This is a genomic window from Thalassospira sp. SM2505 (assembly GCF_054901115.1).
Window position 1 is genome coordinate 1 of the sequence record NZ_JBUBLU010000002.1, and the last position, 21,413, is coordinate 21,413.

The 21,413-nt window shown below is 48.2% G+C and carries 30 protein-coding genes; 8 read left to right on the forward strand and 22 right to left on the reverse strand.

Going from position 1 to position 21,413, the window contains the following annotated elements; genetic code table 11:
* Positions 1-99 precede the first annotated feature (99 nt).
* The gene (locus ACTU44_RS21705) at positions 100-885 is read left to right on the forward strand and encodes a DNA adenine methylase (protein WP_462097464.1); all 786 of its coding nucleotides are present in this window, start codon (positions 100-102) and stop codon (positions 883-885) included.
* Positions 886-1,300: 415 nt separating this feature from the next.
* Here ACTU44_RS21705 and ACTU44_RS21710 read toward each other — a convergent pair whose 3' ends face one another.
* The 15 genes from ACTU44_RS21710 to ACTU44_RS21780 form a co-directional block, all read right to left on the reverse strand.
* Positions 1,301-1,852, reverse strand: a complete 552-nt coding sequence (locus tag ACTU44_RS21710) for a hypothetical protein (protein WP_462097465.1) — start codon at positions 1,850-1,852, stop codon at positions 1,301-1,303.
* Positions 1,845-2,177 (reverse strand): hypothetical protein, encoded by a 333-nt coding sequence (locus tag ACTU44_RS21715; protein WP_462097466.1) that lies wholly within the window; start codon positions 2,175-2,177, stop codon positions 1,845-1,847. The genes ACTU44_RS21710 and ACTU44_RS21715 overlap by 8 nt, the downstream gene beginning before the upstream one ends.
* Before the next feature lie 78 nt (positions 2,178-2,255).
* Positions 2,256-2,732, reverse strand: a complete 477-nt coding sequence (locus ACTU44_RS21720; RefSeq protein ID WP_462097467.1) for a hypothetical protein — start codon at positions 2,730-2,732, stop codon at positions 2,256-2,258.
* Between the two features lie 293 nt (positions 2,733-3,025).
* Positions 3,026-3,295 (reverse strand): hypothetical protein, encoded by a 270-nt coding sequence (locus tag ACTU44_RS21725; RefSeq protein ID WP_462097468.1) that lies wholly within the window; start codon positions 3,293-3,295, stop codon positions 3,026-3,028.
* A 4-nt stretch (positions 3,296-3,299) separates the two neighbouring features.
* Complete coding sequence (locus ACTU44_RS21730) at positions 3,300-3,770, reverse strand: hypothetical protein (RefSeq protein WP_462097469.1); 471 nt, start codon at positions 3,768-3,770, stop codon at positions 3,300-3,302.
* 53 nt (positions 3,771-3,823) lie between these two features.
* Positions 3,824-4,255, reverse strand: a complete 432-nt coding sequence (locus ACTU44_RS21735) for a hypothetical protein (RefSeq protein WP_462097470.1) — start codon at positions 4,253-4,255, stop codon at positions 3,824-3,826.
* 17 nt (positions 4,256-4,272) lie between these two features.
* Positions 4,273-4,629, reverse strand: a complete 357-nt coding sequence (locus tag ACTU44_RS21740) for a hypothetical protein (protein WP_462097471.1) — start codon at positions 4,627-4,629, stop codon at positions 4,273-4,275.
* Between the two features lie 38 nt (positions 4,630-4,667).
* The gene (locus ACTU44_RS21745; RefSeq protein ID WP_462097472.1) at positions 4,668-5,042 is read right to left on the reverse strand and encodes a helix-turn-helix transcriptional regulator; all 375 of its coding nucleotides are present in this window, start codon (positions 5,040-5,042) and stop codon (positions 4,668-4,670) included.
* Between the two features lie 4 nt (positions 5,043-5,046).
* Positions 5,047-5,304 (reverse strand): type II toxin-antitoxin system RelE family toxin, encoded by a 258-nt coding sequence (locus tag ACTU44_RS21750; RefSeq protein ID WP_462097473.1) that lies wholly within the window; start codon positions 5,302-5,304, stop codon positions 5,047-5,049.
* A gap of 109 nt (positions 5,305-5,413) precedes the next feature.
* Positions 5,414-5,740: a hypothetical protein gene (locus ACTU44_RS21755; protein WP_462097474.1), complete on the reverse strand. Its 327-nt coding sequence runs from the start codon at positions 5,738-5,740 to the stop codon at positions 5,414-5,416.
* A 48-nt stretch (positions 5,741-5,788) separates the two neighbouring features.
* Positions 5,789-6,778, reverse strand: coding sequence for a DUF7146 domain-containing protein (locus tag ACTU44_RS21760; protein WP_462097475.1), 990 nt, complete (start codon positions 6,776-6,778; stop codon positions 5,789-5,791).
* Positions 6,778-7,347: a site-specific integrase gene (locus ACTU44_RS21765; RefSeq protein ID WP_462097476.1), complete on the reverse strand. Its 570-nt coding sequence runs from the start codon at positions 7,345-7,347 to the stop codon at positions 6,778-6,780. Before ACTU44_RS21765 ends, ACTU44_RS21760 begins: the two co-directional genes overlap by 1 nt.
* Before the next feature lie 465 nt (positions 7,348-7,812).
* Positions 7,813-8,259 (reverse strand): thermonuclease family protein, encoded by a 447-nt coding sequence (locus ACTU44_RS21770; protein ID WP_462097477.1) that lies wholly within the window; start codon positions 8,257-8,259, stop codon positions 7,813-7,815.
* Between the two features lie 71 nt (positions 8,260-8,330).
* Positions 8,331-8,651, reverse strand: coding sequence for a hypothetical protein (locus ACTU44_RS21775; RefSeq protein ID WP_462097478.1), 321 nt, complete (start codon positions 8,649-8,651; stop codon positions 8,331-8,333).
* Positions 8,651-9,286, reverse strand: a complete 636-nt coding sequence (locus ACTU44_RS21780; RefSeq protein ID WP_462097479.1) for a ParA family protein — start codon at positions 9,284-9,286, stop codon at positions 8,651-8,653. Before ACTU44_RS21780 ends, ACTU44_RS21775 begins: the two co-directional genes overlap by 1 nt.
* 256 nt (positions 9,287-9,542) lie before the next feature.
* Between ACTU44_RS21780 and ACTU44_RS21785 the strand changes: the two genes are divergently transcribed.
* Positions 9,543-10,454 (forward strand): DNA-binding protein, encoded by a 912-nt coding sequence (locus ACTU44_RS21785; RefSeq protein ID WP_462097480.1) that lies wholly within the window; start codon positions 9,543-9,545, stop codon positions 10,452-10,454.
* Between the two features lie 301 nt (positions 10,455-10,755).
* A complete protein-coding gene (locus ACTU44_RS21790) occupies positions 10,756-11,196 on the forward strand; it encodes a hypothetical protein (protein ID WP_462097481.1) in 441 nt (146 codons plus the stop codon).
* 2 nt (positions 11,197-11,198) lie between these two features.
* Here the strand turns inward: ACTU44_RS21790 and ACTU44_RS21795 are convergent, their stop codons facing one another.
* From ACTU44_RS21795 to ACTU44_RS21820, 6 genes are all read right to left on the reverse strand, one after another.
* Positions 11,199-12,425: a hypothetical protein gene (locus ACTU44_RS21795; RefSeq protein ID WP_462097482.1), complete on the reverse strand. Its 1,227-nt coding sequence runs from the start codon at positions 12,423-12,425 to the stop codon at positions 11,199-11,201.
* Positions 12,426-12,554: 129 nt separating this feature from the next.
* Positions 12,555-12,998 carry a hypothetical protein gene (locus tag ACTU44_RS21800; protein ID WP_462097493.1) on the reverse strand — a complete coding sequence of 148 codons (444 nt, stop codon included), beginning with the start codon at positions 12,996-12,998 and terminating at the stop codon, positions 12,555-12,557.
* Positions 12,929-14,194, reverse strand: coding sequence for a DUF1173 family protein (locus tag ACTU44_RS21805; RefSeq protein WP_462097483.1), 1,266 nt, complete (start codon positions 14,192-14,194; stop codon positions 12,929-12,931). The genes ACTU44_RS21800 and ACTU44_RS21805 overlap by 70 nt, the downstream gene beginning before the upstream one ends.
* Before the next feature lie 39 nt (positions 14,195-14,233).
* The gene (locus tag ACTU44_RS21810; protein WP_462097484.1) at positions 14,234-14,791 is read right to left on the reverse strand and encodes a hypothetical protein; all 558 of its coding nucleotides are present in this window, start codon (positions 14,789-14,791) and stop codon (positions 14,234-14,236) included.
* Between the two features lie 68 nt (positions 14,792-14,859).
* Positions 14,860-15,108 carry a hypothetical protein gene (locus ACTU44_RS21815; protein WP_462097485.1) on the reverse strand — a complete coding sequence of 83 codons (249 nt, stop codon included), beginning with the start codon at positions 15,106-15,108 and terminating at the stop codon, positions 14,860-14,862.
* Positions 15,108-16,487: a type IV secretion system protein gene (locus tag ACTU44_RS21820; protein ID WP_462097486.1), complete on the reverse strand. Its 1,380-nt coding sequence runs from the start codon at positions 16,485-16,487 to the stop codon at positions 15,108-15,110. Before ACTU44_RS21820 ends, ACTU44_RS21815 begins: the two co-directional genes overlap by 1 nt.
* A 128-nt stretch (positions 16,488-16,615) precedes the next feature.
* Here ACTU44_RS21820 and ACTU44_RS21825 point away from each other — a divergent pair, with 128 nt between their 5' ends.
* Genes ACTU44_RS21825 through ACTU44_RS21840 form a run of 4 tightly spaced genes read left to right on the forward strand, consistent with a single transcriptional unit; the run spans position 16,616 to position 20,135 of the window.
* Positions 16,616-16,927 (forward strand): hypothetical protein, encoded by a 312-nt coding sequence (locus tag ACTU44_RS21825; protein ID WP_462097487.1) that lies wholly within the window; start codon positions 16,616-16,618, stop codon positions 16,925-16,927.
* A gap of 43 nt (positions 16,928-16,970) precedes the next feature.
* Entirely contained in the window at positions 16,971-17,411 is a 441-nt protein-coding gene (locus ACTU44_RS21830; protein WP_462097488.1) for a hypothetical protein, read from the forward strand.
* Positions 17,398-19,290, forward strand: a complete 1,893-nt coding sequence (locus ACTU44_RS21835; protein WP_462097489.1) for a type IV secretory system conjugative DNA transfer family protein — start codon at positions 17,398-17,400, stop codon at positions 19,288-19,290. The genes ACTU44_RS21830 and ACTU44_RS21835 overlap by 14 nt, the downstream gene beginning before the upstream one ends.
* Positions 19,287-20,135 (forward strand): hypothetical protein, encoded by an 849-nt coding sequence (locus ACTU44_RS21840; RefSeq protein ID WP_462097490.1) that lies wholly within the window; start codon positions 19,287-19,289, stop codon positions 20,133-20,135. Before ACTU44_RS21835 ends, ACTU44_RS21840 begins: the two co-directional genes overlap by 4 nt.
* Here the strand turns inward: ACTU44_RS21840 and ACTU44_RS21845 are convergent.
* Positions 20,129-20,701, reverse strand: a complete 573-nt coding sequence (locus tag ACTU44_RS21845) for a lysozyme family protein (RefSeq protein WP_462097491.1) — start codon at positions 20,699-20,701, stop codon at positions 20,129-20,131. The two genes, ACTU44_RS21840 and ACTU44_RS21845, sit on opposite strands and share 7 nt — an antisense overlap.
* A gap of 63 nt (positions 20,702-20,764) precedes the next feature.
* Here ACTU44_RS21845 and ACTU44_RS21850 point away from each other — a divergent pair, with 63 nt between their 5' ends.
* Positions 20,765-21,106: a hypothetical protein gene (locus ACTU44_RS21850; protein WP_462097492.1), complete on the forward strand. Its 342-nt coding sequence runs from the start codon at positions 20,765-20,767 to the stop codon at positions 21,104-21,106.
* Positions 21,107-21,413 lie beyond the last annotated feature (307 nt).

The following is a 21,413-nucleotide window of genomic DNA, read 5'->3' on the forward strand; positions in this document are numbered from 1 at the left end:
GTGCATAGATAAGGCTGTCTATGGTCCCTGGGAGCATAGTTAGAACTGACTATGAGATCTGCGAGCATTTTGCGCTGGCCGACATAGATACAATTATCTATGCTTCAGACAGGCATAGTCAGAAATATCTATGAAGGATCTGAGTTGAATTATTTAGGCTCAAAGGGCGCAAGTGGCGCGTGGCAAATTATCAGTGCATCGATGCCGCCGCACGATACCTTTATTGAAACGCATGTAGGTACAGGACAAGTTTTGCGGCGCAAGATCGCCAGCGCCAGGACAATCGCAAACGATATAGATCCGGAAACGCTCCGTGATTATCCATTACCGGCTGGGGTGGAAATTCACAATATGGATGCCATAGCGTTCTTAAACATCCTTGATCTCAGATCGATGGGCCGGGTTCTGATCTATGCTGATCCGCCTTATCTTCATTGCACCCGCACCAGTAATAAGCGGTATCGGTTTGAATACACCGAAAAGGATCACATTATGCTTCTGTCAAATCTGAAAGATTTGGCGGAAGCCGGGCACATGGTAATGGTGTCGGGTTATCCGTCTGCGCTTTACGACGATCTGTTGACCGGCTGGCGGTCTATCGAGTTTCAAGCGATGACCCGTGGCGGTGTCCGAACGGAAAAATTATGGTTGAGTTTTGCCGATGGCGCGGCCCATTGGGTCAACTTGGCAGGCAAGGATTTTACCGACCGCCAAAGGATCAAACGAAAAGCCGAACGATGGGCGGCAAATTTCGCTTCTCTGCCGCAATGGGAAAGACAAGCGGTGTTATCGGCTATTATGGCGCAAGCGGCCTCAGACGGCCCGGAAATCGGTCAACCAGAATCCGACATAGACGAAATTATCTATGCTTCAGTAACAGAATAAAGAAACCCGCCTTGCTAGGCGGGTTTCTCAGCAACGCGCGGCGCATGATCGAACCTGCGTCACGGTCAATTCTGAGTATGGTGGTTAGTTCGATAACAGATTCACGGTTTTGCTGATGCCCAAATACAGAGTTGTCAAAATGGTAACCAAAAAGAAGAAACAGAAGAAGTACAGGACAAATCGTCCAGCCGGTGAAAATTGTCGCCTACCATCTGGACTTTCGCGTACCAGTTTCTTGTTCACGACGTTTTTGTTCAAAAAATCGAACAACAAGCGGAAAGGCACTATAAAAATCACAGCCAGAACGCACATCGCGAAAGCAAAGGCATTAACACCATCAAAAACCATCCAGGTTATTCCCCCCAAAAACATGAGGGCGATACCAAACACGCTCGGGTTTGTAAGTGGTGGTTTCTTATTCTTTCTGCGGAATGTGATCATCTGTTTTGGCCTTTTGATTGGTTCCGGCAAACTCGGTGGTCATTGAAGAAGCCCCGCTTTGAACGCTCTCCATCAGCCAGTCGTTTGCTGTATATTGAGGTTCGTACAAGTGCCATTTGTCATCATAACTGGATATGAACGCAGATGACGCAACAGCCAGTTCCGGTATGTATCTTTGAGGCAAAACAGAATATTCGGGCGGGCAAGGCCCTAACATATTCTTGTTGCCCTCACCGATCTGTTTGTCAGTCTTTATAAGAACCCCATCGATCAGGCATCCGTAAATTTCTTTAACGAAACCGATAGGCTTGCCTTCTCTTACGTTCGCAAAAATCTGCACGGTGATATCTAAAGCGTTCTTGTGCTTGATGCTGGTATCTATGTTTTCGATATCTTCCGCCGCTGCCGAAACCCGGTGCAGAACCGCCATACAATCACTGTCACAAGCCTCGTCCGCCTGTGCTGTTGTGGAAATCATGGCTATGAATATCGTCAGCATAGAATATCGCGTGAGACGTTTAATCATCGTTTCCCTCTGTTGTCGGGGGCTGCGGGATAGGTATTGTCTTGGCCGTGTTTTCCAAAAACTGCATAAAAGCAGTACGATACGGCGCGTCATCTGCCATGGTGTAAGAGTGATATAGTGCGCGTAAAAGTCGCGCCATGTGTGGCCGGATCTTCGAAGGGTCATCGAACCATCGAGATACGGTATCACGCCCAACCGCCGCCAAAGCCGACAAATTGTTTTGTTGCCCGGCTTCTATCCCATGATTCAGCGTGGTAGCTATGTATGCCAGCTCACCTTCGGAAACCGGATCGACAAAATCCTTCGGTTGTTTGATTTTTTTCATTCTGTATTCCGATGATTAAATCAACACTTTAAATTACATGATGATTTAATCAACATGTAATTATCTATATAAACTTGCTCAGTATTGATATCCTGGCAGATAGAAGCAGGCCCATTTGTTCTCTACAACAGCCGCCCAGATCGGAAATGCTATGTTGAAGCTACGAGTGTCATCATCGATAAACTCAGCCTGCTCAACCACTGTAACAAGATATTTCCCGTCACGGGTTACACCATAAATCAGCGGGTGGAAGTCATTGCCCAAGGTTAGAATGGTGTCCCGACCGCGAAGCTGAAAAGAGAGTTCCCATGTTCGCGCGAAATCACCGCCAGGATACAAACCTATATATGATCCAGTTTTGTCCGAATTTGCTGTTGGTGCGTTTGAAGGTTTGCACGGACCATTATTCTCAAACACGCGGGTTTCGAGAATTTTCATGTCGTCAGCCGCTGTCATTTGCCCAACATATTTTTCAAAATTCTGCTGTGTTGAGGCCAATGCAGAGTGATTATTCAGAATCAATATCAGAGCCATTGTAGCGATAGTGGTTTTCATTTTGCTTAGTATCCATTTGAAATGTCGAGTGATTTCCCAGATATGGGTTTTCCAAATCCTGTCCCTTATTTGGAATTGGCTTCTCTGGCTTCCTTCAAGGAAGACGCCAGTTCGACGTGATCGATTATCAAATGAGATGACTTAGGCTCTGGTCTATCATCAAATGGGTTTCCCGTGTGGTATAGAATCCCGCCAAGCGATATGGCGATAGCCGTTAGCGAGATAATGATACTCGCCGTATTCCAGAAGTTTTTGCGTGATGTTGCGCCTTCGATCTCATTCTGGTGCATTGCTCAATCTCCTTTATCGGTCTGCGCGACAATAGGAACACACTTTATCCACGCCCCAGCGGGAAAAGAAACGTCGCCGCGACTATCAAAGTTAGCGCCGTTTCCTAGGGTGCATCTAACGTTGTTTTTCGCGACCAATACCTGCCCATCAGTTCCGTTGATCACGGTAAACAAACCGGCCAACGATCCGCTATCCATAACGGCTACTCCGGCGCTGGCCGACCCCACTGTCAAGGTGATGCCCAAGCCAACAATCAAAGTCTTAACATTCATCGCCCTACTCCTTTCCGGCCTGCGCGGCTTTTGGTCGTGGTGTGTGTTCGACACAATAGGCCCATAACATATACAAGCCCGCGCCCCCGGTTGCTGCAATTCGGAAGAAAGCCCGGAAAAAGTCGGACGCGGTGTACCCTGTCAGATACCAAACGATACTCGCGGCAACGATGGCATAAAAAAAGTGCTTCCCGCTCTGCGCCATATCCCGATACGCCCACTCGATGAATGCGGGTTGATCCTCGGCGGGAATGTCCTTCAATTCTTTTCGATATGCGGCTTTAAGCTGCATCGCACAAAATCCCTGTTCACAGTAAAGCACAAGTTGTTGCACTGCAAAATTTGCAAATAATCGCCAAGGATAAGGAACGGCGATTGCGATTGATATTTTGACCGTGTGGCCCGCCCCGGATTGAAATCTTAAATCGGGGTGATTCTGTTTGTCATAATAAGCAATTATGACTCCACCATTCATTCCAGAATGCCCGCAATCCCGATCCCGGTTTGAAAATTGGGTGCGGTGCAAAATCATTGAGTGTTACAGGTTATCAATTTCCAACCATTCGGCGCGGGATCGGATTCATCGGGTCGGAATTGATATCCGCCTTGCACGCCCTGTTCTCCGTTCGGACCTTCATATAGGCAGTTCCAAATCAGTTCCGGCGTTTCTGATGGTACAGTTTTGCATTCGAATGTCCCATCTGGAGCGTAATAGTTGCAAACGCGACGGGTCTGAATAGTACGCTGCATAAAGACCTGATATTCACGCTCAGTAAGGCTATCGTCACTCGGCGCGGTCACAATCTGCCGGATTTGCCAACCGTCTGCCCCGGCTTCGTTCAGGGCGTCCTCGCTCGGAACGCCTTCTGTTTTAAGGATTTTAAACTCGTACTGCTGAGCGCTGGCCGATCCGGCCATCATGCCCAGGACAACAAGCGATGCTGTGAGGGTGGTTTTCATAGGAAGAAGCTCCACTCTTATTGATCGTTCAACGCCATGTAGGCCGCGCAATCTGGGGCCGCTCTTTGTGCGCGGCCATGCGCCTCAATTCCGCGATCCGCCTTCGCAAGTTCGGACATATCGGACAATCCATTATGGCACTGGTTAAATTCCGGGTCTGTCGCGCCTTCACATTGGCGCGTTGTAATGTCGATTTGGTTCATGATGAAGTTATCAACCTGATCAGTTTTCACATACAAATCGACTAACCGGAAAGTGGATCGAATTTTTGTAAGGCAAGTGCTTGTCGGTTTTACTGCGTCTGCGGCTTGTGCAGTGCCGCCAATAGCAAAGGCAATGACAAGTGGTGCAATCAAATATCCGATTTTGTTCATTTCTATTCTCTCAATACAGTGTTTCTATTTAATGCTGTTCAGCTCTGTTCCCAAGCAGTCAAGTTGTCGGGATCAACATCCAGGATCGAGGCTATTTTAGCTCGGAGTTTATTGGACATATTTCGATGTCCACGTTCAAGCTGGCTAATATAGACCTTTGTAACCCCGGCTTTCTGGGCAAGCTGCTCTTGTGTCATTCCGTGAAACTCACGGTAGACTTTAATCGGCTGCTCACCCGCCATAAGACGGGTAATGACTTCCTGCGGGTAGCGCGTACCATCATCGTCTGCAAGCGCCTGTTGCAAAGCCATTTCGTCGGCCTGATCTTCATTAATGGTCGCGAGCCAATCTGCGTATGGCACTACGACAAAAGCGGGCTGATCGTCCTGATAGATTATCTGCGGTTTGGTCATGTTATTAGTTCCTGTAGATGCTGCCACGCGGGCCAATATCCTCAACTTGAAGAATGACACCATCCTCTGAAAAAATGACGCGATAGGTGCCGACCCTTAACCGGAAATATCCGGCTCCACCTTTCAACTTTTTGATGTCAAGATCGTTGCGTTGCGGGTTTTCTGCCAGAAGACCGATTTTGTCATAGATTGCTTTTTGACCTTTGGCCGGTATTCGAGAAAGCCCCTTTAATGCCCGTTTTGTGTATCGTATTGTTAACATGCGCCAAATTTACCAAGCCCGATCTCTTAATGATCTGTGATTGATCAGCATTCCTTTCTGCCGGTAAAACAGAATATAACAAATAGAGACACAAAAGAAAACAACAAAATTAAACAAATTGCTTTATATTTTTCTGAGCTGCCGCGATACGCTTCTGCCAGTAAGCGATTTCACGCTCTATAAAATCCAGCCGTTTACGCATTCCGGACTGTTTTGCCCGATCTTCGTTATCCTGCGCATATGCGTGTAAAATGGCTTCGCGTGCTGCGGGGGGTAGTTTCCTCATATCGTCACCCGTGGGGCGATCCGGTAACCGACGCTCCTTGATAACCTGATCCAATGCAGCCAAGCTGTCCCTCGTCTTCTTGGCTTCCCTGTTTAGCGTCACTATGGCGGCTTTGCCGTCCTCTAATATGGGATTCAAGTCAACCTCCATTGGAAACTGCTTGCACGTACTGAAAACAATATCCCTCTCGGGATATCCCTAACGTTCGAGATCCGGAGCTTGGAGCAAAATGTTATCACGCATAAGGTCAAGCCCGAGTTCCTTAAGATCGTTATTAAAGTCATCCAATACGGGCCAAACTGGAACTAATGTTGCATTGGGAAACTCGTCTGGCTTGCGCTTCTGCAAATTTTCCCATACCAACCGCCCGCGATCATCGTTATCCAGGAACACATAAAGCCGCCGCACGGTTGCAGGCACAATCACGGCCTCCATAGATCCCGCTGTCAGGCATGATTGCAGAGGAATATGAGAAACGGCCATCAGTACAGACAAAAGGTTCTCGAACCCTTCGCCGATGCCCCATTCCTCCTTGATTGACCCGATCTTGATGCCGTTGCCGAAATAATCACCCATGATCGTTTTGGGTTCGTCCATCGATCTACGCACGTCGCGGCCATCGTCTTCGAGAAAATATCGCGCTGCACCGATGATTTCACCAGCCGTATTGGTAATTGGCGCAACCATGGCCGGATATTGATGCGTAACGGTATCGGAAATGCGCTTATAGGCTTTTGGATGAAAGCGAATACCGCAAGAAAACGGCAATTCGATATGTCGTGCTTTCAGGTACTTCTCTGCAAGAGATCCATTGAATTGCTGTGCAGATTTATAGAAACCGCGTGCGCTTGCGCCCGATGTGGTGCCTTTATATTTCGGCGTTTCGGACTGGGGCTGTATCGGTCTTCGAAGAATGCGCAAACCTTCGGTAACAGCATCCGGAAAGTTTAGCCGCTTGTTTAAGCGGATCAGGTCTATAATATCCCCCCTCTCACCCGTTGATGTATCCAGCCAATATCCTGCTTTTGGTCCGGATAAGTGGACATACATTGACTGACCTTTTTCACCGCCGATGCTACCGATTTTGTAATATCGTCCGGCGATATAACCGACATTGCCGAACAATGACTTACAAACATCGAGTACACGCGCATTCAGGGACGCTTTGACTTCCTCAATGTCAGCCATTATTTCAACTCGAAATGTGCCCACAATTTGCGTATTTCAGCATCTTCCTTTGGTGCCCCCTCCAAATCTGCTACAGCATCAGCGATCGACCGCAGACTATCGAATGCCAATCCAGCCCAACGGGCCAACAAGACAGGGTTAACCTCAGCCTTGTAGGCTGTGATCAGCCATGTTCGCCTTAGTGTTTGGGGAGAACAAATTTCGTCAGGAATGCCCGCGTCAAGCATAAGCAGCTTGATCCGCCTGTTTACCGTGGACCGATGATAATCAAAGACTACATCTACGGTGGCAATTGTTTGAAATTCATCTTCCAGAGGTTTTGAAATCGGAATTGATCTATCCGCGACATACACATGTCCGTTGCGGACGTCATCAGCCTTGAGCGCCAAGGCTTCCTTAAGTTGAATGCCGGTATACAACATCATGCGACAAAACAGGGAAAAATGCGGATCAACACCATCAAGTAGGCGAACGAAATTTTCCCGCTGAACTGGCAAAAGCCAAGCAGGGTTGCCTTCTTTCGTCCGATAAGTGTTTCCTGGCCACATGTTTGAATTGTTTATGTTCATTCCCGTCCTCCGGCAACATAAATTCGTAGATGATCCGTGTTCCAGGCTCAGACATTTCAATATCGATCATCACTGCTTGCAAAGCCCACCCAGAAACAACCAGCAACGTACCGTTGCGGCTTTTCCCCCTTGGTGCCCAATGAAGACACCCACCGAGAGTATGGGCGTAAAGAACTTGCCCATGAGGGCTGGCTTTGCACAGCAGATAGTTGCTGTTGTTCTGTATATCGCTCATGGATCGCCCGGAAAAAAACGGCCGGGACACGGCGGACCCGGCCGGTAGAGGTCAATTAACACAACGATCTGCATCAGCAGACCGATTAAGAACATAATACAGTATTATGTCGCATACAACCTTTATCCGTTCACCCTCGCAATTTTTGGTTCATTGAACATCTAACGACATACAATAAACGATATGTGATATATGATATACTATACATCATATAGGGTAAAATATGTTTTTCATTCCCCCTTCGTACACCAACTCGAACGCGCCGTGTGTCCATCATATCGCCGCGCCAACCCTTCTTTAATCAGAATTTCACTTAGTGAAACCCCGCCGACGCTTACGCTTGCCACAACACGCCCTCCATATCGCCCCCATTCTGGATTACAAAACTGAACATCAGAGGCACGGGACAAGATTTTCCTGACCCGATCTCGCGCCTTGATTGCGAGCATCTTCTCTCTGGCACATTTCGCCCGAATCTCGGCGGTATCGATCCCACGAACCCGAACAGACATGTTCGCTATCTCATAGGGCAAACCGGGCATTGTTATATAAATTGTATCCCCATCGTATGCCGCATGACCGGAACTGTTTGATCGCAAAGGCCAGCGATAACACTGATTGGCGTCAGCGACGGCCGGAAAAAGCATAAACATAAGCAAGACGTATTTGAGCTTCATAGATCACCATATACAACATATGATATATCATATATGACATACGATATATCAAAACAGCAAGAAATCAGAGATCAGCGCATTGAGCGCCGATCTCCAATCATATAGTCCTCCGGAATATCGATATTCCAATAATTTGCGATTGCTTTGAAGAAGAAGGCACGTTTGGTCAGCCCTGTTTCACGGACCTTTGCGTCAATAAGATCGGCAACTTCCTGATCACAATAACCAAGCTGAATAGCCTTCTGTTGCGATGGACGACCTTGGCTCTTTTCAGAAGCAGCGGGACGAAAGCGAACTGTAGCCCGCTTCAATGCCGATGTTTCCTGCTTTATCGCAGGGTCTTCTTGCGCACTTTTAGCCAGTTCCTTGGCGTCAAATTTTACCCGTGCCATTAGATCAAACCCTTTTCGTCAAGTTGGTTGAGGAATATACCGGCGCTTACGCGGGCGGCTCCGCTTGGCAACTGTGCGTTGCTACCAAATTCACGGAAACCAGTCGATTGCGCAAGTTCTCCAACTAGGGGAATACCAGAATCGATTATAGCTTGCCGGATGATTTCAGTCATATCCGTATTGCTCGCACTGGTTAGCACTGCATAGAGCGGTATTTCTCTATCAATAGAGGCTGCTAACCCCTCAAAGCTGGATTTGACCCGAAAGAAATGTTTGAGGTCGGATCTACTCGGCATTACAGGCAGCAATACCGCTGTGGCGCGCGGAGCCGCATAAATCATAATCTGCGACTTGAAGCCAGGTGTATCAACCACAATCGTATCGTAGTTGGGTTGAGCGGCCTTGATCATCGGCGCAATATCTTCGTCGCGTTCGCATGTGGTAAAGTCGATGTCCAGGCCGAGCTTTTCAGCATCCTTAAACCAATCCTCTGCATCGTGATTGGGGTCGCCGTCAATAAGCAAAACCTTTTTGCCACGTCGGGCATTCCACCAAACGATCAGGACCGCCGTTGTCGTTTTCCCTGACCCGCCTTTTGCCTGAGAAAGCAGAATAACCTTTGTTTCTCGTTCCATAAGCCCCTCATTCAACAATAAACGATATATGATATGTCATATACAACACACCATATGATTAATGTAGATGCGTGTATAACAACGCGACAATCCCACATTCAGGGCAACCGGTCAAATAAAATAAACCATATACGATAAAACATATATCATATGCCATATATCAAATCAGAGTGAACGTCATGAACAGATTACCGTTGTGTTTAATATGTATTGTATGTATAATACGTACATACAATACATATTAAAAGGAGACGACATGCCCATTAAGCCAGAAATCCGTGACCGGATTATCACCGCCGCCAATGCGCTTTCGGCCGAAGGCGTCGAGAATCCAACTAATGATCAAGTTCGAGAACAGATGGGCGGCGGTTCGCTGTCTCATATTTCGCCGGTTATGCGGGAATGGCGGGAAGGGCGAAAAGCCGCCGTTGCTGTTGCGCTGGACATGCCGTCCGAACTGAAAAAAGCGGTGCAAACGGCCATAGGCCAAGTCTGGCCTGTCGCCAGTAAGTTAGCCGCAGCCACATGGGAAGGGCAGCGTCAAGAATTGGAAGAAGCCAATGCTGCGATCAAAGCCGATTGTGACGAAGCGTTGGCCGCTGTTGCGGAACTGGAACGGGTTTTGTCGGAGCGAGAAAGCCAATTGCATGATCGAGGCGCACAAGTGGACGATATGAAGCGTCAGCTTGATGTGGCGCAGGCTGCCATCACCGCCTTGGAGGCCGACAAAAAGGTTTTGGAGCATCGTCTTACAGATCGGGATCAAGAGATCGCCAGTTTGAAAGAGGGCACCAAACTTGCGAGGGATGAATTTAAGGATTTACAAGCGCGACTTGCTGACATTGTTAAGGAGCGTGACGCGGCATTGGGGAAGGCCGAAGCCTCGCAGGCCCGTTTAGGTGACATGGATAATCTACTGGCATCACAGGCCGATAAAATCGCGGCCTTGGGTGGTGAATTGGAGGCGGTTCGTTCCTCTTTGGTTTCGGTTGAGGCTGAAAAGCAGGTTATGGAACGTAGACTTGAGGACCGCGACAAGATGAATATCAATCTTCAAGATGATATCGCACTTGTCCGCGGTGAAATGAAGGAACTACAGGCCGAATTACTCCAGATCGCCAAGGCCGGGAAACCCAGCAAAGCCAGACCGCGTAAGGTTGAGGATTGATAGATTGGGATGCCGGGTGCATAGACGTTTCTGACTATGCCGGATTCCTCAATATCTTGTGGTCCGTCAGCTCCGACCGGTTCGATATGTGGTGTTGAGTTCCACCTGCTAGAAGCCGATAGACAATTCTGTCTATGTTGGCCAGCTCAGAATGCTCGCAGATCTCATAGTCAGTTCTAACTATGCTCCCAGGGACCATAGACAGCGTTGTCTATGCTTCAGTAATGGGAAAATAGATATCCGTCACAAATGAGGTATAATTGACTTGAAGGCCACTCTACAAACACAGAAGGAATGAAAGATGAAAATGTTTGTGTTGATGACCTATTTGGTCGCAACTGGTCCAGGTGGCCTTGACAGTGGTGTTGCCCACAACATCGAATTTATACCTCCGGCCAAAAATGCTGAAACAATATGTCAGCAACTTGGAGAAGAGCATGAAAGGGCAGGGCGTATCTCAGGGAAACACGTTACAGCATCCTATCGATGTGAAATGGTCAATATCGAAGCCGACAGTGAAGCAGATTCAGTTGAACTGATGACTTACCTATCAACGATTGGCCCTGACAACCTGACCAGCGGTGTAGCTTACGAAAGCACTAACTTACCGTTGTCTTCAAATGCTGGCGAAGTATGCGATCAACTCGGTAAAGCGCATAACAAAACGGGAAATCTCGCCGGAAAGCATGTCACATCCTCATACAGATGCCCAACAATCCGGCGCGAAGATCCTGACAGCTAATTTCAGGCTGTCCCGAAAGAGCCATTAAGCGCCTGCTGATTACGCAAATGCCCCCAAATCGACGGCCAAGGATTACATGTTGACTGCATTGGTAATCCGTCGGCCGGAGGATTTTTTGACAAGATTCCTTTGGCAAAAGCGGCTCGGGCACGCCGAATGTCACCGCCTTGGTTGTTCACAAAGTCCTGCTTTGCCATGGCTAAAGCTATTGCGGCAAGAACGGTGTGACTTCCATGGACCATGATTGCCATTTCAAGGATATCACTGCGTACAGGCACAAAATTGATTGCCGCATGTCGTGCCTGTTCAACCGGATCGCGGGAATGTTTCAGTGAGCTGATCATATCAGGCGCTATCTTGAGCAATAGAGGCCAGGACTTCTCAGGTTTAACACCTTGAACTGTGCCAAATCCCCTTTCTTCTTTTTGGGAATTTTTTTGACCGGCCGACGCTCGATGCGAAGCATCGATTAGCGCGTCGGCACCTTTTTTCTTATCTACTTTCTTACCAGAAAGTGGGTGAGTTGTAGTGTTATTGGTGTTTATTTCGTCAGGGGGGGATGACAAATTTGTCGGAATATCTGAATGAAGATCATCTAATTCGGCCAACTTATCCACAAGCACTTTAATCGCCGTTTCCAGATGATCCGCCAAAGCAATTTTTGCTTTGTCGTTGTCGCCAGCCGCACATGACAGCCTGCGAAGATTGTTCAATTCAGGTTCGATGTCGCGACGGCTTGAAGAATTCTGTATCAGCACAGACGCCCGATGTTTGAGCTTCCGATAGCGTTGTATTATTGCTCGCTTTTGCTGTTCTTCCTGGAAAGCTTGATCGGCAATTTTCTTCCATTCCAACGCTTTTTCAACAAGCGGTGTCAGATCAATATAGCGTTGATATCCGTTGTTAATATCACGCTCTATAACGCCTTCTTTTTCCAAAAATGCAAGGTGGCGTTGCACGGACCTTCCGGTTAATCCACCTGTTTGAAGTTCTATAAGAGAGTTCACAAGCATTGCTTTTGGTGTTTCGTTTTCACCAAATCCGATGCCTGCTTTATAGCATGAAACTTCACAAAAACCGGAAAGAAGGTCTTGCAAAAATTTCACATTGGCCCGTCCCCAACCGATCTTTTTATAGATCTTTCGTAACGGCTGGATCATGTGATCCGGATGTGAAAATTGACCGCCAATAAGATATTTTTGCGCCGAATTAAGTCTGTAATTTCGCATCGTTTTCCCCAAAATTAGGTTGCACGACGCCTCTCTTTCGGCTATACAAATAACTGCTACGTTGTTTGTATGCGCCGAGAGGCGAACAAATTCAAGATTTTGAAACCCGGTGTTCCAGCACCGGGTTTTCTATTTTTCCAAAGGCAACTCTGAGCGTTTGGCTAATTCATCGAGATAGCTAAATTTCGGATCTTCTTCCATCTTCTGTTTGAGCAAATCCAGTGCCGCCGTCACGATCTGGTGGTTGCGGATCTTCTTTCTTGTCCTCGGATCGCGCTTTGAACGCTCTTGCGTCAAAAATGCGTCAAGGTCCTGGGGAATGTTGACGGTAATTTTCGCCTGATAATCGGTTTGAGCGTTCATAAGCCATTCCAAAAAGAGAAAAATACTGGCGTAATGGTGTTGCTCCGAAGTTACCTTTTCAGATTGATCGAAAGCAACAAGTTTTTGATTAACAAAAGATAAACCCCCGAAAACCGGGGGTTTAGAACCTTGTTTCAGCTTTAAACTTTGAACCTGTTTGTTGCTTCTGGCGGAAAGGTGGGCATGGACTCGCCTTGATTCGCCCGCCATGCCCACCAACCATTGGCCCCGTAGGCAGCATCATACTTTCGGGATTTCTCCCGCTGGCGATCCAGATAATCGTCATCTGTTCTGCCAAAGACTTCCATAATCCAGCGATGCGGTTGTGTGTCAAGCAGCACCAAATCCGGAAGCGACATGTTCTCCGGATCGAAGCGTAAGGGCTTCTCAAAGGCCCGTTGCTGGTCAACAAGAGCTTTCACGGTCATAAGCTCCAACCCACTATCCACGGGGATAAATTCAGAGCTTACAGACCTGATTGAGCCATCAAGGACATTGAAATAAAATCGGCCATCTTTGAGAAAATGAGGTTCGCCTTGTAAAAGGGCCAACTGTCTTCCTTCGATAGCTGAGACGCTTTTGCAAAGTGCGCGGACCAAATCGGCCGGTCCAGTAGGGATGATCCGATAAGAATCACTGCCCCGAATAGGAAAGCTGATTCGTGCGTCTGCCGGTCGGGCGTCATCGAACTCTGGTATCCGATGTAACTCAGCAAGGATCATCATCGTTCCGCGATTGTCGGCGGCTTTCCTTGCTATATCGTGCAAGCGCCTCTTAGCTGCATGAAAGTGTTTGCCGGGCAGATCATCGATCACGACTTGAAACACCTCACCGAGATTGATCCGGCCAGCCTGGATGTGACTAGCTTCATTCTGAACGAACCTCAACGTTGTATTTGCCCGGCTCCCCTGCATCTTGGGATACCAACGGTTCAAATGTGTTTGTTCCCAGAGGAAATCAAACAGGCTGTAACAAGACAGAGGCGGTTTGCTTTTACTTTTCTTTTTAGGTTTGGGAACATCTTCCAGAGCAGAACCGGTCGATGGAGTGTTGCGTTGCAGGGATGTATTGAGCCGGATTTTGAAGATATCGCCAATTTCTTCAATGCGGTCGAGCATATCAGTCCGGCCAGTATGCTCGCTTAGATAGTGGCGACAATCTTCATGGTGAGGATGCACCTGTGTTCTGTAACGCCGCAAAAACGGCGATTGTCCGTCCCGACATACAATCGAGAGGGGCGGGGCCAAACGCCGAGGCATACACCCGCAAAACACTTGGGGAGAATCCGGTTTAGCAATGCGTCGAAGAGACAAAAAAAGCCGATCCCGATGATCAGGATCGGCATTCAGTTCTTTGAAAGTAATCGTCCGACCGTCACTAAGATAAATCTTGTCTGGTACATTCATGCCTGCAACATTCCTGTGTGTAATGTTGCAATTATGGCGTTAATCTACGCTATGAACAATTAAATTCTGCGTTGTTGAATCATAGAGGATGTCAACATGCCCCTCGATCCCGAAAGTAAAGATCAGCTCGTTGCTTGCGGCTGGTTTTTCTATGTGGATGGTGTTCGTAGACAAGGCCAGTTTCAAATCATTATGATCGATCAGTTCATCAGAAATTGTGATAACCAAGCGCCGCTTCTCCCGGTCAAAGGAAAAGCTGTAGTCAGTTTTATCAGGGAAATACAAAACGAACGTATTGCCTCGATATTTTTCCAGAAATAGTGAAGATCCACCGATATCAAACTTCTCAACATCCACCGGCTTTTCGAATATCTGAACATCCAATCGCCGGTGAAGTTCAATACGTTGCCCAGGTGAAAGCAACGTATAGGCTTCGAGAAATGCAACCAGTTTGCCATCTGCCCCACGCCCATCTGTGCCATTTTTTATACTTGAGACAGTTTGAGGCGCAATGTCGCATAGGCGGTGAATATCAACTGGTCGCAATCCCAAGTCATGGATTTTAAAATTGAACCATTGGCTGGTCTGCTTTGTCATCGCTGTGTTTCATTTTGTCGTTATCGTTTGATCGTGTTTGCTCGTTGTCGATCTTTTTTAAGAAATTGTTATTGTCCTCCTTGTGCTACCGTTCTCGATTTTTTCCAGCTTCCCGTAGCTTGCCGAAACAGAAACCGGAACATCCGCCCAATCCAACGGCGGATATAGAAGAAGATCCAGCGGCGATATCTCAGCGCAATCACGGCAACAAGAGCGCCGACCGATTGCACAGACGGATGATTAAAAGCGTAAATAGCCATCCCAATCCAGATGTGAACGGCGAGTACCAATCCTGCCAATCCAGCCATTTGTTTCATCACTTCGATCCTTTATTTCCCTGTTGACCTTGCTGAGTTGTCGCCCCTGGCTGCGCCGTTTTTGGGGCGGCTGTCGCCTGAGAAGTATTCTGTCCTTCACTAATTGGGCTCGCCATCGCGCCACCCTGCGCTGCGTCGCCACTTCCCCCCTGTTGTGAAGTATCGTTCACGGTTGTTTGCGTCGAATTGGAGCTTTGCTCTTCCTGTTTCATATCTCCATCTCCGTCAAAGTCAGTCGGGAACGGACCATCTGCCCTGTCATTCCCCGCATTATCGGAAGGAATTTGCGGTTTCCCATCATCGTTAAGGCCAAGCCCAATTCCACCTGCAATGATCGAAGTCGCCGCAGCCGCAAAAGCTGCTGTTGCTCCTGCGACACCGTGAACACCTGTAATCATGCTTACGAACGATTGCGCGAGATACAGCATAAACGCCGCCATAACGATCAGAAAAACAGATGTTGCAAAAAACTCTGTTGCACCGAACAGGCGCATTAGTTGATCGTCAGACCCGGCCCCCATCAGCTCAGCTAACATACCTAATTGCGCCTCACATTGCGATGTCGCCGTGGGTCCGGCTGTCCGGATGCACTCTGCGCCATTAACAAAAACCTGCATGATGTCCTGCATGAAGCCAACAGCAACCGATGCGGCCATAATAACCAAACCTGCATGAACCATCACCCGTAACCCCGCGAAGAACATTCCTCGCGTAAGTCTGAATGCGGCCAAGGCGGACAAAATTGACCCAAAAGAAACCACCAACCCACCAAGTAGAATTTGAGCAATTACTATATACGAGAAATATATAATCAGGAACAGAGCCAAAAGCGCGATGATCAAGCCATAAGCCATTGACATTGCGGATGAAGATAACTTGTGAAAAGAGGGAAACCATCCGGAGTCATCAACTTCTTCCCCCGTGTTAAAGCCAGCTTCAATGAAGTAAAATATTGTCTGTTCATACATCCCGATCAGTCTTGCGGGCCCGTTTGTGGCTAATTCTGGCGGCTCGATATCCGGATTAAGATCCTCGACGATGGCAATACCCTGACCTGTTGCAACATCGAGCGTCACGGACCACAACTTGCTAACGCTAAAGGCGTCATCGGTCGAAGCGGTCATCATCGTTAATGCAATTGCGCCCCAAACACACGCCCCGCCGATTTCCCAAAGCACGGCAGCGGGATCATCCATCGGGTTTTCCAGCATGGAGAAGCGTATCAGCTTGATCCCGTAATACAGTGCCGACAAAACCACACCGAGAAAGAAGATCCAGAAGGCCAAGGCCGAGAAGGCCGTAAACACTCTTTCGGCATAACCGATCAACTGGTTTCCAAGCGGATTAGTCAGAACACATGTGAAGCAAAATTCTTCCATCAAACTCTCAAACTATGCAAAAAGCCAATTTCATCGCATGGATTATTCGTTAATACAGAATTTAATTATTGCATGTTTTCCAAGGAAAACGTACAAAAAAATGCACGTTTCGTTAATAAGAGGACATTATGTCATTAACACTTGAAGACCTCAAAGAACAACAACGCCAGCTTGACGAACAGATCAAAAAAGCCAGAGAACAACATGAAACAAATCTTGGGCAAGCGGCTGTCAAATTCAAAGGAGATGAAGTAACGCCCGCCGATATCATTGCGGGACTTGTAATGCTTGAAATGGAAGGAGCCGAAGCTATGCGGAAAGACGCATATGCCAAGGCTGAAAACTTTCTGCCCAAACGCAAACGCGCCCGCAAGAAAGCTGCGGCTTCTCAACCAGTCCAACGCCCGCCTTCTGCTGAGCATAAGCCTTCAAACGAGTGAATTACGCAGAACGACAACCCGAACAAAAATTCAGCTCGGAGGGATGCTCGTTCGTTTGGGCATCCTTGAAAAATTCAATATCAGCCTTGGAGACAGACTAGAACTGTCTCCGGGGCGGGAAAAAGCTTATTGGCTGCTCTCTTGCCTGATTGCCGGTCTTGACAGAGTGGAAAAGCAAGACCCGTCAAGCTACTTCGCGGCCGGGGATGCGATACTGTCTGAAAAGCTGAACGAAGATGGTCCCCGCCAGTTTCGACAAACGGGCCGACAGGCAAAAACCCGAACAATCATTCAGGCCGGGGGCGTATTGTGGAAATCAGGGTTCCCGTCATGGGCCGGAATTGAAATGGGGAAAGATTTGCAACGTGACAGAAAGTCTTACAGGCCCGTGGCCTCTTTGTTTGGTTGCCTCTCTGAAATGCCGATCTCAACTGACAACCGTAGCGAACCGCCAGCGGAGTTTTCGCTAGATGAAGATCTATAAACAACTTACCCGCCCATATGCCCCTTGCGTGTTGTTTCTCGCCCTCGCAGGTGGGAGCATGTACGCGACGGACTTTGGGTCCATAAGCTTGTATGTGACCGCTACGCTCCTGATTGGTACGTCTATTGGTCTGTATTTTAACAGGGATTTGGCCTTAACGGGTATTCTTCTGCCGGTACTGGCCGTGTCGGCGGCTCTATTTGCTACTTGGCGAATGCTACAGACGGCAATCATCGACTTGCCGCATTTCAATAATGCCCGCGCTGCTTATTCCTGGCTTCGACACAGCGGCGTCGAAAACCTTGATATTGTATCTCTGGGTTTATCGTTCCTTCCGATTTTCTTGCTTCTGTTCATAGCCTTTCCTCTCGCGAAAGCCTCCTTGGTCAAGGTCCGGCAAGTGCGTTGGCGTACAAAAGCGCAGCGCTCGGATAGCGATGCACTCGGTTCAGCCCGCTTTGCCGATGACAATGAGATTGAAAAACTGAAAGGTGAGAATGGTCTTCTCTTAGGCCGTCACGATGGGGAAATCGTTCGAGCAATAGATAAAGGCGGCAAGGCAAGAGAGGGGCATATTCAAACATATGGCCCAACCCGCACATGGAAAGGGCGTGCTGGAATTCTCCCACAGTTCGCCTTAGTTGATCACCCGTTTATTGACATCTGCCCGAAAGGGGAAACCGTTGCGATAACATGGGAACGGCGTGAACAGATGGGTCGCACATTCTTCGCGTTAGATCCACTTGGTATAACCGATAATTGGGTATCTGCGCCAACAGCGACCTTCAACCCACTAGCTCTGATCAAGAATGATAAAACCCTGACGGAGCGCGTACAGGCGTTAAGCGATGCATTGGTATATTCCCGGCCCGGGGATCAATCGCACTTCATTGAGATTGTGAAATTTTTCATCGAAGGTTTGATAGCGTGGGTCACAGTGACTTACCCGCGCGATGAAGCGCATTTAGGTACTGTGTATGATTTGGCACTGCTACCCGGAGACGCGTTTGACAATCTTCTCGAATGTATGTCGGCCAACAAAACGCTTGCGCATGGCCTACCATTTCTTGGTGCAAGATCGGTCCAGGAAGTGGAAGGCGATGAACTCAGCGGCGTAAAAAGCACTATAAAACGCTCATTGGGTTTTTTGCAAAATCCGCATTATCGTGCCGCCATGACATCAAACGACCCGCGCCGTGAAATTAATCTGCACATGATTTTTGAGAACAAGGCCGATCTGGTGATTGTTGTTCCTGATCACGTCATCGAACGAGATCCACGCTTTGTACGTATCGTGTTTTCCATGGCTATCACCGAGTTTAAAATATGGCGACGCAGCAATCCAATGGTGAAACGCATTTTCACCCTCATGGATGAATTTTTGCTCTTGGGGCATTTCCCCCCGGTTGTTGCAAACTGGAACAGCATTGCCGGTTACGGCATGTCGTTCTGGTTGTTCATCCATGAACGGGGTCAGCTTCGCGGACTATACCCGAAGGAATACACGATGTTTAACACGGCCGAGATTGTTCAAATTTTCGGCACCGGGATCGGAGATGATGAAACACCCGAATGGGTTTCAAAGCTCTTGGATAAATTCACAATCATCACAAAAGGCGAACAACGTAACGCGGGCGCAAAACCCGGATCTATGACATCCGACGCAAACCGTCATATTGGCGAGTCAGTCAGTGAAGGTGAACAATCTCGATCCTTGATGACACCGGGGGAGATCCGGGCCTTGGATCTGAGCGAACAACTGCTTTTCGTGCGCGGTTTCCGGCCGATGAAAATAAAGAAACTGGACTATCTCAACGATCCGGAATTTGCAGGTCTTTTAGCACAGAACCCATTACATGAAGAAGGAGACGCAGAATGAAGTATGTAGCATTAGCGGCCTTGGCTCTGGCTGCATCATCGTTGCCGGCGTCGGCCGGTATGGAAGTCATCGATCCGACCTCAATCATTCAAGAAGCGAAGACCACCGGCGAAATTGCCAAAAACGGAAGCTATTTGCAGGAACAAATATCCCAAGGCAAAGAAATGCTGGAAAACATCGGGGATGTTAAGTCGGTGGGTGTCGATGTCCTGGGCAATATCGGAAATCTGACGAATGCAGCCAACGGCGCACTTAATGCCTGTGGCATCGGCGGGTTCATACCAGATTTGCCCGGCCTGTCTATCGACTTGCCGGATTTACCTGACCTGTCTTGTCTAACTGAATCTTTGGGATTTGTGCAGGAAGCGTTATACGCATCGCATACGATAGGGGCCAGGTTCGGATTATCGAAAGGCAATGGAAGCAGTGGAGACATCCGGTTATCGTCGGAGGATATTGTCGCTGCAAAGGCCAATGGATCGTGGAGCGCAATTAAATCAGCGGTTATCGTCAATCGCGAGAATGCGCACCGGGAAATGGTAGAAAGAAGCCTTGCGGCTGCTTATCAAGGCCGCACAAACGCGCCGAAATCAGCCCAAATTCTTGATTTGCAAAAAACCTTTGCCACTGATGCCGATGATTACGGCGCAATGATACAACTAATGTCAGCTCAGTTACGTGGTATCACCGAAGAACTTGCCAGCATGCGAGTGCTTATGGCTATGCAATTGGGTATGGAGGCAACGAAGGAAGTACAGAGCATCCCCGTCGAGAACACGGTGGATGGGAAGTCAGATTCCAGCAACCCGCTGGAAGCGGCGTCAAACTTCGTCAAGTTTCAGTGACATAAGGGCCGTCTGAGGCCACTTAAAGCATAATATTCCGAGAAGACCCGGCAGGCATACTGCCGGGCTTTTTTTCGCGCTTCCGGACTGTCGCCGCGAATATGGTATCGCGCCACCCCTTCAACCACCGATCCGGTGTTTCGGATGTGGGTCTTCAACAATGCAAATGCGAAACGCACATTCTGTCGTGGATCGAGCATATCGTCTATCGATTCAAAATGGTGGTTCCACCAGCGATAATTAATTTGCGCACATCCAATATCGAAGTTCTCTTGACCTTCGCTTATCAACCCTAGCGCAAACTTCTTAGCATTAACGAAATCTGAAAAATAATAACTCTCACCTTTATAATTAATGGCCCATGCCTGCGGCCTTTTGTATTCTCGTTTCGTTAATCCACTTTCGACCAGCAAGAGTGACGATAGAAGGCGATAATCGTTTAAATTGTGCGTGACCTCTTGCGCAGAAACAAGACAATCGGCGGAATACTGCGGATTTGCAGAAACAGAACCCACCCCTAAAGTGTAGGCTACTATTCCAATGGCGATGTGGCGAAATTTTGACATTTATTAATCTAACGTGAACTGCTATACAAAACACGTACCACATAAACATTCAGGGTTAAAGACATGAAGACTGAACGAAACAAGCATGTTCTTTCGAGAACGCTCTTGCTCATGGCCGTTTGCACAATGGCAATTGTTGCGTTTCCGGAAGCCAGCTTTGCTGACTTCATTGGTGAAGCGGATGCAAACACAGCCGGTAATGAAGTCCTCGCGTGGGGAATGTGGGTTTATCGCTTCTCTATCGTTGGCGCTGGCGGATGGATGGGCTTCAAGTTCCTTTGGAACAAAGGCGACACTGACCCGAAAAAAATCATCAGCCTTTTGGTTGGCGTCGCAATTTTCCTTGCGATCCCCGAGTTCATCACCTGGACTGCGGATAACACAGAAGAAGTGACACTCGATTAATGAACCTTATCGCGTATCGCTACCACCGTCCGGCGCGGCCTTTGACTGTCGCCAAGATCCCTGTCCAAGTATGGGTTTACCCACCAATGGCCGGGTGGATTGGATATGACATGGGCGGGCGGATACTCGCAGCCTTTGGGGTTCCGTTCGCTTCGGTGTTTGGCTTTGGACTGGCAATTCTTGCCTTTCTGACGGTTGCCGTATGGTGGTGGCGTGCGTGTTTGGACAATCCGTATGCAGGCCAAGAACATGTATGGCGGGTCGCAGGTCGCTGTCGCCGTGTGGTCTGGTGCCTTTGCAGATTTGG